Origin of the sequence: Marinitoga aeolica (assembly GCF_029910535.1) — a bacterium.
In the GTDB taxonomy this organism is placed as follows: Bacteria; Thermotogota; Thermotogae; order Petrotogales; family Petrotogaceae; genus Marinitoga; species Marinitoga aeolica.
Genome location: NZ_CP069362.1, coordinates 2,377,738 through 2,390,030, shown reverse-complemented (window position 1 = coordinate 2,390,030; position 12,293 = coordinate 2,377,738). Strand labels below are relative to the sequence as shown.

Genomic DNA, 12,293 nt, shown 5'->3' with positions numbered 1-12,293 from the left:
TTTTCTTAACCTCATTCACAAAGAGAATATATCAAATATTGTATAATATAAATTAAATAATTAACAATAAAAACATATCATTTGATAAAATAAATAAGTAAAATTATTAAATTTAAGAAAAGAGAAATTTACATTAACGTTATTTATATTATATATATTCTTTGTTAAAATTATTATAATTAATAAATAAAAACTAAATCTTTATAATAGCAGGTGGAAAAAATGTATAAAGAATCATATTACAATTACTTTTTAGAAATAGATAAAGTTCCGGTATTAGTTAACTTAAGAACAGGAGCAATAGCTGAAGTAAAACGTGAAAATGTTCAAAAAATAAAAGAAATATTAAAAGGGAATATAGTTGATGATGAATTATTTGAACAATTAAAATATGGTGGATATATTATAGAAAAAGATTATAATGAATATGAAGAAATAAAAATGAGAAATTATAGAGCGCGATTTGATAATTCTCGAGCGACGTTTACAATAATTCCAACTTTCCAATGCAATTTTGATTGTGTATATTGTTATGAAACAAAAAGAAATAAAATAATGACAATAGAAAAAGCAGAAGAAATAGCAGATTATATTATCAACATAAGCAAGAATAAAAAAATAATATCAATAGGTTGGTTTGGTGGAGAACCATTGATGAACTTCAAAGTCATTGAATATATAAATAAAAAAATAATAGATGAAAGTGAAGCAGAACTGTTTTCATCAATGTCATCAAATGGATATTTATTGAATTATATAGATATATCAAAATTTGATGAATTAAAAATAAAAAATGTTCAGATAACTCTTGATGGAATAGAAGAAACACACGATAAATATCGACCATTAGTTGGTGGAGGAAAAACATTTAAAAAAATAATAGAAGGAATAGAAACGTTATTTGAAAATACAAAAGAAACAAATATATCAATAAGAGTAAATGTAGGTCCTGAAAATTATGAAAAAATAGAGAAATTATTTGATTATTTAGAGAAGTTTCCAAAAGAAAGAATGAAAATATATTTTAGATGGATATTCCAAGCATCAGAAAGGAATGAAGAATTTCATATACACGTCAGAGATTTCAGAAAAGAAAATTCATTTACAAAACTCTCAAAATTATATGAAATGGCAATAAATAGAGGATTTAAAGTAATGTTACCAATATTAAATGGAGATATGTATTGCGAATTTGATAATGTATATAATATGGTAATTGGTCCAGAAGGGGAAATATATCCATGTACAGTTGCAGTAGAAGAAGGAATGGAAATGGGGAAAATAGAAAATGGAAAAATAAAATTAGAAACAAAAAAACAGTTAAAATGGCATAGTTATAATGGATATGAAGATAAAAATTGTAAAGAATGCAAAATATTGCCTTTATGTCATGGTGGATGTAGAAATGCTGCACTTCGCGGAAGCAAAGGTTGTCCTGAAGAAAAAAAAGAAACAGAAAGTTTTATAAAATTATGGTATAGAGTAAAAAAATTTGAGAAAAAGATGGTGGTTAAATGAAATCATCTCAGTATAATACGTTAATTGAAAAAGAAGACGGTAGTCTTCTTCTTTTTAATGGAATGACCAATGCAATATTGAAAGTAGAAAAGAAAAATGTCGATAAAATAAAAAAAATATTATCAGGCAAAATAAAAATTGATAAGGATATAGAAATACTTAAAAAAGGTGGATTTATAATAGAAGATGATAAAGACGAATTAAGCGACATAATAGCAAAATATAAAAAATTTCAATTTTCAAACGATTATTTTCATTTAACAGTGACAATGACAACCAATTGTAATTTTAATTGTAAATATTGTTATCAAAACCAGGCAAAAGAAATAAGCATAAAACCTTTTAAGATAAACAATATAAAGGAAAATACAATAGACTCAATAATAACACTGGTAAAAGAAAAAATAGAAGAAAAAAAGCCAAAAATATTTAGTGTAACTTTTTGGGGTGGAGAGCCGCTATTAGAAAAAGAAAAAATTAAAAAATTAAGCGAAAAAATAAAAAAGATTTGTGAAAAAGAAAAAGTGGAATATGATGCATTTATTATAACAAATGGATATTTACTTGATAAAATGACCATAAAAGAACTGAAAGATTCTGGAATAAAAAAATTAATAATAACGCTGGATGGAACAGAAGAAGAACACAATAAATTAAGATTATTAAAAAATGGAAAAGGAACATTTAAAAGAATATATGAAAATATAAAAAATGCATCAAAAGAAATTTTTGTAAAAATAAGAATTAATGTATTTCCACACAATATAGAAAGTATAAAAAGATTAATAGATAAAATATCTGAAGATAGATTAAAGGTGGAAATAGATTTAAGACAGGGTGAAATGGGAGATAATAAAAAATTGAAATCATTCACATTAAAAGAATTCGCCAAAATAGAAAGTGAATTATATAATTATATAATAGAAAAGATAGATTACTATAATTTCAATCCATTTTTAAAAATAAATCAAGCAAGATGTGATGCGACAAGTATAAATTCATTAGTAATAGATGCAGATGGGAAATTATACAAATGTTGGGGAGAAATTGGTGGTATTTCAAAAGAAATTGGCGAATTAAAAGAAAATGGTAAAATGAAATTAAACTACAGAAAAAACATATGGCTCGCAATAGATCCATTTGATGAAGAATGTAAAAGTTGTAAAGTGTTACCGTATTGTATGGGAGGATGTATATTGGGTAAAGTATTAGCAGAAAAATATAGTGTAATAGAATACGGAAGGGAAAGATGTCTTCCAATAAAATATAATTTAGAAGAAATGATATTATTAACAGAAAAAACATATGGGAGGCGAAAAAATGGAATTCGTAAATGAACCAAAAGAAGAAAGTTTATTTTCATTTTGTGATTTTGGAAAAGATAAAGTAGAAAACTGTGATGAATGTAGTAATCAAGGATGTGAACAAAATGCTAAATGCAAAGGAGAAGATAAAGGGTTCTGGGATTGGTGTGATTCTTAAGTCATGAAAACAATAAAAAAATTTCTATATTTTTTAGGTAGAGACATACTCATATGGAAAAGTTATAAAACACAAGCAGTACTGGGAATACTCAGTGGATTCTTGGGATTATTACAATTTGGATTCATGGGAAGGTTCATAGCTCAGGGTAATTACTTTCCAATGATTGAACAATATGGGGGAAATATTCTTGCATATTTCATATCTGGAAGCGTATTTATGAGTTATACTACTCTCTCTCTAACAACATTTAAAAGTGTAATAAGACAGGAGCAGGTAATGGGGACAATAGAATACCTGCTTCTATCTGAAACACCATTATGGGAAGTGTTTATATACACTATATTCTCAAAATTGATATTTACAATATTAAATACTGGAATAGTATTTGTATTTTTAATATATACATTTGATGTAGAAATAAAAATGAATATAATATCTTCAATAATATTATTAATAATAACAATGATAAGTTTAAGTGGAATAGGATTATTAAGTGCAGGATTTATTGTAATAACAAAAAAAGGTGATCCTGTGAGCTGGGTATATTCATTCTTAACAGGAATGTTTTCTGGTATATATTATCCAGTAGAAATATTACCAAAATGGTTAAGAGGTATATCTTATATATTACCAACAACATATGCAATGGATGGATTGAGAAAAACATTAATAAATGGATATACTTTATACCAAATAAAAGAGGATATAATAATATTGATTATAATGACAATAATAATATTACCAATAGGAATGTACTGGTTTAAAAACAGTTTTGATAAAGCAAGAAAATATGGCACAATATCGCAATATTAGGATGTGAAAAAATGGAAAAAATAATAGAAATAAAAAATCTGACAAAGATATACAAAAATGGGATAAAAGCATTAAAAAACATAAATCTTACAATAAACAGAGGAGAAAAAGTAACAATATTCGGCTCAAATGGAGCAGGAAAAACAACATTAATAAAAACAATAGGGATGTTTATAATACCAGATGACGGTGAAATAAAAATAAAAGAATATGACATAAAAAAAGAATCAAAACAAATAAAAAAATTAATATCAATAGCAACATCAAATGAAAGGTCATTTTACTATAGATTGAATTTAGAAGAAAATTTAAATTTTTTTGGAATGTTAAATAATCTAACAGGAAAAGAATTAAAAAAGAAAGTAGAAAAGGGATTAAAAGAGATGGGGTTATATGAAAACAGAAAAATCAAATATATGGAAGCATCAACAGGAATGAAAAGAAGATTAAATTTAGCAAGAGCATTAATAAAAGAAGCGGAAATATATTTATTAGATGAACCGACAAATGGAGTGGATATAGAAACAAAGATGAAAATATATGAAATGATGGAAGAATTATCCAAAAATGGAAAAACAATAATATTAGCAAGTCATGATGTAAGTGAAATAGAGAAAACCGATAGAATAGTGGTATTAAAAAAAGGAGAAATAACAGCAGACATAAAAACAGAAGAATTACTGGAAAAAACAACGAGAAAAAATGAAGAAAGATTACTGGAATTAATAAAATGAATAGTTCGTTTTTGTATAAATTCTCAATTATATTTATATTTTTATTAATTCAAACAATGACATTATCGGGAATATCAGCATCAGTTTCAGCATTAAATGCTATATTCTGGTTTGTTATAGGATATATTTTATTAAAAATAACAATAATTAACATATGGAAATACAAAAATTGAAGTTAAATTATAAATACGCTGTTAAAAACAGAAAAAACCCTTCTTGATATTGTAAAATAAGAAGGGTTTTATTTTTATTTACACAAAATTTTTTATGGTCTCTTTTATGGACTTTATTATAATGGAGATTTTGACAATCCACCATCTACTAAAATAGTTTGACCATTAATATTTACACAAAAAAATTTAGGCAACTTAATAAAGTTTATAATCTTAAAAACTTCTCAATAATAGAATCAAGAAGTTTTCGTTCAGCATCTTCAAAAGAATAATATCCTAAAGCAACGCGTTTTTGACCAAGACCATATTTAATTGCAAAATCACGAACCTTTCCTTTAGGATAAGGCGTAATTGGCCATATTATATCATAACGAACACAATTTCTTAAAAACACATCAAAAGTTCTTATTTCTTCCTCGTTGAGTTCGAAATATTTAAGAATAAATTCTTTAAAATTTTTCGCATTTTTTAAAAGATTAAAGATGAGTTTTTTTCTTGATACAAAAAATGGAGATACATTAGGTTTTATCTTTTCAAAATCATCAGGATTCATTATCCTTTTCTCAATTTCTTTAACCTTAAATTCAGATAGCATTAAGTTAAAAAAATACATTTTCTCATAATTACTTGAGAAATATTTAATGATTTTATCTTTATCTCCTTCAAAAACCAATTTTAAAATGCAACTTTTTGTAAAATATGGTTTTTCTATTAATGATGAATATGTTGCAAAAAATAATTCTTGTATTTTTATTTTATTTTTCTTTTTAAATTTGATTATGTTTTCTTTAAAAGTTTTATTTATATGTATTTTATATAATTCATTTTTTATTTCATATGGATATGTTTTCTTATATGTTAAACCATATTTTTGAATAAATCTTTTTAATTCCACAACATTTAATGTTTTACCTTTCAATCTTTTTTTACTTTTTTTATAAATAAAATAATTCAATTTTTTATTTAGTGTATATTCTTCTATTTTAAAATCTGGGCATTGCATATTTTCAATAAGTATTTTTAAATCCGGAAATAATATTAAAGCGTTATGTATAATTTCTAAAAGGCCAAAAACTCTTATATCATTGTTTAATTCTTTTACACTTATAATAGTATCAATCCAATTAGATATATAATTAAAATCATCGAAATAATAACCAATATAATATTCCAGTAAATTAGCAATAATTAAAGCTTTTTTCTTATCTTCATTCCTTATCCACCACGTTGCAGAATTTAAACCTGCACACATCATTGAAGGGTGATTAAATTTTTTAGCATATGAAAAACCTTTTAAAAAATTATTATAAGCTTCATCATATTTTTTTCAGACAATAATCTTCTGGCCTTTGAATATTCTATTATTGCTTTTTGAACATAACTTTCCTCATATAAATCACCATAACATTTTAAAATCTCAAAATTTTGATTTAATTTCTCTGATAAGGCTTTTAACCCAGGTATAATTATTCTTCTTGCATACGGTGAAATATTGATTATATTATTTTTTAGTGTATTGAAAACTTTTTTTGATTTATCAAAATTATTCATTCTTGAATACAACAACACAAGTTCATATCTTGAAAGTTCCTTTAGTATTGTTGTTGTTGTTGTTGTTGAAATAGAGTTATTTGCATAGTAAATAGCAGAAGAAAAATCCATCTCCCATTTTGATTTTAATAAAGAAATATAATATTTTAATGAAATATCGTTAATATTACTTTCAATATAATTCACAATTGGTTTTGAAAAACTTCCGTACTCGACTATATCTATAATCTTTTTTAGAAACATATTATTAATCTTCATATATTATCACCAACCAAATAGTTACATAATTTACAAAAATTTAAAATCATAATTCTTGCTATTTTTTAGATTGTGAAATAAAAAGAATTAGTATATAAAATATACTATTAAAATGTATTATGCAATTCACAAATAATGTTACAAAAAACTTTATAACATAAATGTAATTTTATCGTAAAAACAAAACCCTGATAAATAAAGCTTTGTTAACATTATAGTAATAGTTGAAAATCATGTTAGAATTGCTAAAATAAATAATAATTGGGAGGTGATGGGGATGAAAAAAATTATAGTATCAATATTAATTATACTTTTTCTATTCTCAAATATACTATATGCTGAAGATGATTATGATTATTCATCAACCAATTCATCAAATCCTCAAATTCAAACTGAAATTTATGAATAAAAAACATCTCTAGACTCAATTGTTTTATTAACATTATAACATATGATTTTTTGTAATACGATGTGTTTATAAACTAAAATTAAAATTTTTCAGCCGGCTGATTTTTTTTAGTGCTAAAGATTATTGAGTAATTTTAATTTAGAAAGGAGGAATACTTCAATGAAACAGAAAATTGAAATTAAACAACCTTTAATTAATCCTTATTTAAAACATTTGGTAAAAGATTCACAAATTATATTATCTTGTGAATATGCTGGATGTGGTTCAGATGATAGCTGGCCAAAATTTACAACTTAAAAAGTAGGGAAAAAATAGGGATAGCTATTATGCTATCCCTTGTGGATAGTATTTTTAATACTTTAATATATATATGTATTATTTAGAAGAAAGGAGCTAAATAAATGATTCAATATCATGTTTTTAGAGATAAGTTTGATTTTTTTTTATATTTACCAAATTATAAACAATTGTTTTATTTAGATAGAAATGAATATGAAACTTTGAAAAGTTCTGTCGATGAAAAAATAAAAAATAATATATTGAATTTTTACAAAAATAGGATTACTAAAATTGATGAATATCAAAATTTAAATACTAGAAATAAACGTTATGGATTGTTTTTATGTATAGCCAATATATGTAATGCAAAATGTATATATTGTTTTGCAAATCATGGAGATTACGGAAAAGAAAAAGGAATAATGCCATCAGAAATTGCTTATAAAGCTATTGATAAGTTTATGGAAATGATTCCTAAAGATGCTGAAGCATATATTATCTTTTTTGGTGGAGAACCTTTATTAGCCTTTAAGGAAATTATAAATACTGTAGAATATACTAATAAAAAATATTTAGGAGAAAAATCTTATCAATTTCATATAGTTACAAATGGAACTTTACTAAGTAGAGAAAAAATTGATTTTTTTTATGAGCATAATTTTGGTGTTGCTGTAAGTATTGACGGTGGAAGAAATATTCAAAATTTTCAACGTCCTTTAATAAATCAAAAAAATTCATATGATTTAATAGTAAAAAATTTAGATTATTTATTACGTAAAGTAAAAAAAGTACACGCTAGAGGTACCTATTTTGATTTTGATATATCTTTAGTAAAGATATATGATGATTTGCTTAAATTAGGATTTAGAGAAGTTAACGTTCCACCAGATATTTTAAATCCTAATATAAAAAATACTTATCCTAAATTATTGTCTCAACTTGAAAATCTTTATGAATATATAGTAGAATATATTAAAGTTCATGATGACTTCCCATTCGGATTGTTTACAGACCATATTAGAAGAATTTTTATGCCTAAAATTAGAAACGCATTTAGTTGTGGTTTAGGTGAAACAACCTATTCTATAGATATAAAAGGTGATATTTACCCCTGTCATAGATATTCATCAGAAATAGAATATAAAATGGGAAATATAAATTCAGGAATAAAAAAAATTAATTTAAATTTTAGTTTTAAAAAATGTGAAAAATGTTGGAATAGATATACATGTTCTCATGGATGTAGTTATAACGATTTGAAACTCACAGGTTCCTCTGATGATAAAAATATATATTGGTGCATATATTCTCAAAAAATGACAGAATTATCTCTAAGATTAATTCCAAAATTAAAAGAAAAACATCTAAAAAAGATTTTAGGTATTTCCTAATGGAAGGAGCTGAATATGGGTAAAATAAAAATTGTTTTTAAATTTGTATCTTCAAGATTTGGGAAAAAAATTAAAAAAAGTGTGCTTTTTATAATGTTAATTTCAATTATAGTGAATATTCTCACTATAATATTGCCATTACTTCAAAAGAATATAATAGATGCGATTATTAATAATAATATTGAAAATGGATTAATTTTTGTCTTTCTTATATCAGGATTAACCATTTCTATAATATATGTAATAGAATCATTATTATTGGAAAATCTATTTAGAAATTTAAAAGGACGGATACAATATGAACTATTGACTTCCATAACGAGACAGGATAATAAAATTATCGATCAAAGAGGACCGGGGGCATATATGACAGGCCTTTTTGGAAATTCTGAACAAATATCAATGTTGTTAAAAAAGAATTATTTTTCCATGATTATAGGGGTTATGGTAAGTTTAGTTGCGTTGACAATCTCGGCAAAATGGACATTGATTTTTCCGACATTAGTTATAGTTTCCTATATATTAATATTTGCCATAATAAAGATAACAAATAAAATACACATAAATAACTTTACAAAAGCACGAGAATTGGTATTTGAAACAAATCCAAAAATGCTAGAGTTCATTGAAAATAGAAGAAGTATAAGTGGATATGGTAATATATTAAAACTTGAAAATAAGATATATGAACTATTTAAAAAAAGAGATAATTACTTTAAAAAAGCATCATATGCATCTATATTTGGCAATTCAGCAATATCCGCCATAAAGAATATAGTATTGACGTTATTTTTTATATTTGCAATGTTTCAAATACAGAAAGGGAAGTTGGAATTATCAGCATTTATTGCAATATTATCCTACTTTCCTATTGTATTTAAACCCATCGATTCAATTCAGGAAATATATTCGAATATAAATAAATTTGAAATGTTTTATAAGAGAATAGAAGATAATCTTTTAAAAAAACCCAAATTATATTTACCTCAAAATAATACAATAAAAATAAACAATTGTTCATTTTCATATTCCAATACAGAGATAATAGAAAACCTTAATCTGGAAGTAAATAAAAAAATAGGTCTTGTGGGTTTATCTGGTGAAGGAAAAAGTACAATATTAAAAATGATTTTTGGAGAAATATCTCCTCTTAAAGGATACGTGGAATTAGGAAATATTGATGTAAGAAAAATACATAAACCTTTTATTTACTCCAGTATAAAATATTATTCACAGGAAATGGAAATATTTGATGAAGATTTAAATTTTAATGTGACTCTTGGAAAAATTGGATTATCTGAGAATGACTACAGGAAAAAATTGAAAAATTACAAAAATCAATTATTCAAATTTATGGAAGAAATTAAAAAAATGAAAGAGCCATTGAATATTAAAACACTAAACAACAAATATATAGAAATGATATATGAAATATATAATATTAATGACTGTTATACAGAAAAGGAGAAAATCCTATATGATATAACAGAAAAAATTAAAAATAATAAAATTAATATATCATTTATAGCTGAAGTACTATTTTCACGGAATTACTACATAAAAGAAAAATATGAAAATATAATATTAAAATTGGAACTTGAAAAATTGGAAAATAGAAAGTTAGGGCAAAGAGGTAAAAAAATATCTGGTGGAGAAAAGAATAGAGTGTGTATGGCAAGATTTTTGTTGCCAGAACATAATGGACCATTTATAATAGATGAACCATTTACAAGTCTTGATGCAATATCTGAAGGTAAAAATCTCAAAATATTGAAAAAATATATTGAAAATAAAAGTGGAATAATAATATCGCACAAAATAAATGTTATAAAAGAATTGGCAGATGAGATTATTGTTATAGATAAGGGGAAAATAATTGAAAAAGGAAAACATAATGAATTAATCAAAAATCAAAAATTATACAGTAAAATCTACAAAAACTTTGCGAAAATGAAAAATGTGTAACTTAATCAAAAGATAGTTTAAATAATTTTATATAATATGATTTAAAAAATTAAAAGTTGAAGTATGAAGAAATTTTAGAACTATATTATAAATATAAAAATCAGGTGATAATATGAAGATAATAGAAGGAAAGAATTTAAAGAAAAATTTTAAAAATTTAGAAGTTTTGAAGGATATAAACTTTTCCATTAATAAGGGTGATTTTACAGTAATTATAGGTAAAAACGGAAGTGGAAAAAGCACATTATTAAAAATTGCAATATGAAAATAGGACATTTAGAGGAATTTTTTTTATACCAATAAATACTTGGTTTATATATTCGGAATATATAATATTATCAATTTTACCTTTACTTATTTGATAACAGGAATAATTTCATTTAAATTATTAGAAACAAATCCAGAAAACAAGGAATTCATGGGTTTTAAAAAATGATAATTATGTATAGTAAATAAAACAAAATATATAAAACCTGATAATTTCAGAAATAACATACCAATAATAGATCGAAAACCCCCTTCTTGGTATTCTACTATACAAAGAAGAGGGTTTTTATTTTTTCTATTTACACAAAATTTTTATGGTCTATTCTATTTTAACTTTTACAGTTCTTAAATATTTATTTATATAGTATCCACTAATTTCATTATAAAAACTTCTCAATAATAGAATCAAGAAAAAGTCTTTCATTGTCTTCAAAAGAATAATATCCTAAAGCAACGCGTTTTTGAGTAATATTATATTTTAAAGCGAAAGATTTTAAATTACCATCAACTTTTGGAATAATAGGCCATATTATATCATAACGAACACAATTTCTTAAAAACACATCAAAAGTTCTTATTTCTTCCTCGTTGAGTTCGAAATATTTAAGAATAAATTCTTTAAAATTTTTCGCATTTTTTAAAAGATTAAATATTAATTTTTTTCTTGATATGAAAAATGGAGATACATCAGGTTTTATCTTTTCAAAATCATCAGGATTCATTATCCTTTTTTCAAATTCTTTAACCTCAAATTCAGATAGCATTAAGTTAAAAAAATACATTTTCTCATAATAACTTGAGAAATATTTAATGATTTTATCTTTATCTCCTTCAAAAACCAATTTTAAAATGCAACTTTTTGTAAAATATGGTTTTTCTATTAATGATGAATATGTTGCAAAAAATAATTCTTGTATTTTTATTTTATTTTTCTTTTTAAATTTGATTATGTTTTCTTTAAAAGTTTTATTTATATGTATTTTATATAATTCATTTTTTATTTCATATGGATATGTTTTCTTATATGTTAAACCATATTTTTGAATAAATCTTTTTAATTCCACAACATTTAATGTTTTACCTTTCAATCTTTTTTTACTTTTTTTATAAATAAAATAATTCAATTTTTTATTTAGTGTATATTCTTCTATTTTAAAATCTGGGCATTGCATATTTTCAATAAGTATTTTTAAATCCGGAAATAATATTAAAGCGTTATGTATAATTTCTAAAAGGCCAAAAACTCTTATATCATTGTTTAATTCTTTTACACTTATAATAGTATCAATCCAATTAGATATATAATTAAAATCATCGAAATAATAACCAATATAATATTCCAGTAAATTAGCAATAATTAAAGCTTTTTTCTTATCTTCATTCCTTATCCACCACGTTGCAGAATTTAAACCTGCACACATCATTGAAGGGTGATTAAATTTTTTAGCAT

The 12,293-nt window shown here is 23.7% G+C and carries 13 protein-coding genes and 1 pseudogene; 11 read left to right on the top strand and 3 right to left on the bottom strand.

Translation table 11 applies throughout. The annotated features are described in order from the left end of the window. Positions 1-222: 222 nt before the first annotated feature. Genes JRV97_RS11330 through JRV97_RS11305 form a run of 6 tightly spaced genes read left to right on the top strand, consistent with a single transcriptional unit; the run spans position 223 to position 4,723 of the window. Positions 223-1,518: a radical SAM/SPASM domain-containing protein gene (locus JRV97_RS11330; protein ID WP_280998965.1), complete on the top strand. Its 1,296-nt coding sequence runs from the start codon at positions 223-225 to the stop codon at positions 1,516-1,518. Next, positions 1,515-2,855, top strand: coding sequence for a radical SAM/SPASM domain-containing protein (locus JRV97_RS11325; RefSeq protein WP_280998963.1), 1,341 nt, complete (start codon positions 1,515-1,517; stop codon positions 2,853-2,855). The genes JRV97_RS11330 and JRV97_RS11325 overlap by 4 nt, the downstream gene beginning before the upstream one ends. After that, positions 2,839-3,000 carry a hypothetical protein gene (locus tag JRV97_RS11320; protein ID WP_280998960.1) on the top strand — a complete coding sequence of 54 codons (162 nt, stop codon included), beginning with the start codon at positions 2,839-2,841 and terminating at the stop codon, positions 2,998-3,000. The genes JRV97_RS11325 and JRV97_RS11320 overlap by 17 nt, the downstream gene beginning before the upstream one ends. Positions 3,001-3,003: 3 nt before the next feature. Beyond that, on the top strand, positions 3,004-3,816 hold the full coding sequence (locus JRV97_RS11315; RefSeq protein WP_280998958.1) for an ABC transporter permease: 813 nt from the start codon (positions 3,004-3,006) through the stop codon (positions 3,814-3,816). 11 nt (positions 3,817-3,827) lie between these two features. Further along, complete coding sequence (locus JRV97_RS11310; protein WP_280998956.1) at positions 3,828-4,550, top strand: ABC transporter ATP-binding protein; 723 nt, start codon at positions 3,828-3,830, stop codon at positions 4,548-4,550. After that, positions 4,547-4,723 carry a hypothetical protein gene (locus tag JRV97_RS11305; RefSeq protein ID WP_280998955.1) on the top strand — a complete coding sequence of 59 codons (177 nt, stop codon included), beginning with the start codon at positions 4,547-4,549 and terminating at the stop codon, positions 4,721-4,723. Before JRV97_RS11310 ends, JRV97_RS11305 begins: the two co-directional genes overlap by 4 nt. A 205-nt stretch (positions 4,724-4,928) precedes the next feature. Here the strand turns inward: JRV97_RS11305 and JRV97_RS11300 are convergent, their stop codons facing one another. Together JRV97_RS11300 and JRV97_RS11295 are read right to left on the bottom strand one after the other, a co-directional pair. Then, positions 4,929-5,978 carry a hypothetical protein gene (locus tag JRV97_RS11300; protein ID WP_280998954.1) on the bottom strand — a complete coding sequence of 350 codons (1,050 nt, stop codon included), beginning with the start codon at positions 5,976-5,978 and terminating at the stop codon, positions 4,929-4,931. A 38-nt stretch (positions 5,979-6,016) separates the two neighbouring features. After that, positions 6,017-6,532, bottom strand: coding sequence for a hypothetical protein (locus JRV97_RS11295; RefSeq protein WP_280998942.1), 516 nt, complete (start codon positions 6,530-6,532; stop codon positions 6,017-6,019). A 277-nt stretch (positions 6,533-6,809) separates the two neighbouring features. Here JRV97_RS11295 and JRV97_RS11290 point away from each other — a divergent pair, with 277 nt between their 5' ends. From JRV97_RS11290 to JRV97_RS11270, 5 genes and pseudogenes are all read left to right on the top strand, one after another. After that, entirely contained in the window at positions 6,810-6,941 is a 132-nt protein-coding gene (locus JRV97_RS11290) for a hypothetical protein (protein ID WP_280998940.1), read from the top strand. A gap of 159 nt (positions 6,942-7,100) precedes the next feature. Next, the gene (locus tag JRV97_RS11285; protein ID WP_280998952.1) at positions 7,101-7,238 is read left to right on the top strand and encodes a hypothetical protein; all 138 of its coding nucleotides are present in this window, start codon (positions 7,101-7,103) and stop codon (positions 7,236-7,238) included. Between the two features lie 104 nt (positions 7,239-7,342). Further along, a complete protein-coding gene (locus JRV97_RS11280; RefSeq protein WP_280998950.1) occupies positions 7,343-8,611 on the top strand; it encodes a radical SAM/SPASM domain-containing protein in 1,269 nt (422 codons plus the stop codon). Positions 8,612-8,626: 15 nt separating this feature from the next. Next, positions 8,627-10,576 (top strand): ATP-binding cassette domain-containing protein, encoded by a 1,950-nt coding sequence (locus JRV97_RS11275; protein WP_280998948.1) that lies wholly within the window; start codon positions 8,627-8,629, stop codon positions 10,574-10,576. Between the two features lie 112 nt (positions 10,577-10,688). Continuing rightward, positions 10,689-10,829, top strand: a pseudogene (locus tag JRV97_RS11270) (ATP-binding cassette domain-containing protein); the annotation flags it as partial. A gap of 394 nt (positions 10,830-11,223) precedes the next feature. Here the strand turns inward: JRV97_RS11270 and JRV97_RS11265 are convergent. Then, positions 11,224-12,267: a hypothetical protein gene (locus tag JRV97_RS11265; RefSeq protein WP_280998944.1), complete on the bottom strand. Its 1,044-nt coding sequence runs from the start codon at positions 12,265-12,267 to the stop codon at positions 11,224-11,226. Between the last annotated feature and the right edge of the window lie 26 nt (positions 12,268-12,293).

Bases quoted from the DNA above. Each gene is read 5' to 3' on its own strand.
- JRV97_RS11330 (WP_280998965.1), top strand. From the start codon at position 223: ATGTATAAAGAATCATATTACAATTACTTTTTAGAAATAGATAAAGTT.
- JRV97_RS11325 (WP_280998963.1), top strand. From the start codon at position 1,515: ATGAAATCATCTCAGTATAATACGTTAATTGAAAAAGAAGACGGTAGT.
- JRV97_RS11320 (WP_280998960.1), top strand. From the start codon at position 2,839: ATGGAATTCGTAAATGAACCAAAAGAAGAAAGTTTATTTTCATTTTGT.
- JRV97_RS11315 (WP_280998958.1), top strand. From the start codon at position 3,004: ATGAAAACAATAAAAAAATTTCTATATTTTTTAGGTAGAGACATACTC.
- JRV97_RS11310 (WP_280998956.1), top strand. From the start codon at position 3,828: ATGGAAAAAATAATAGAAATAAAAAATCTGACAAAGATATACAAAAAT.
- JRV97_RS11305 (WP_280998955.1), top strand. From the start codon at position 4,547: ATGAATAGTTCGTTTTTGTATAAATTCTCAATTATATTTATATTTTTA.
- JRV97_RS11300 (WP_280998954.1), bottom strand. From the start codon at position 5,978: ATGATGTGTGCAGGTTTAAATTCTGCAACGTGGTGGATAAGGAATGAA.
- JRV97_RS11295 (WP_280998942.1), bottom strand. From the start codon at position 6,532: ATGAAGATTAATAATATGTTTCTAAAAAAGATTATAGATATAGTCGAG.
- JRV97_RS11290 (WP_280998940.1), top strand. From the start codon at position 6,810: ATGAAAAAAATTATAGTATCAATATTAATTATACTTTTTCTATTCTCA.
- JRV97_RS11285 (WP_280998952.1), top strand. From the start codon at position 7,101: ATGAAACAGAAAATTGAAATTAAACAACCTTTAATTAATCCTTATTTA.
- JRV97_RS11280 (WP_280998950.1), top strand. From the start codon at position 7,343: ATGATTCAATATCATGTTTTTAGAGATAAGTTTGATTTTTTTTTATAT.
- JRV97_RS11275 (WP_280998948.1), top strand. From the start codon at position 8,627: ATGGGTAAAATAAAAATTGTTTTTAAATTTGTATCTTCAAGATTTGGG.
- JRV97_RS11265 (WP_280998944.1), bottom strand. From the start codon at position 12,267: ATGATGTGTGCAGGTTTAAATTCTGCAACGTGGTGGATAAGGAATGAA.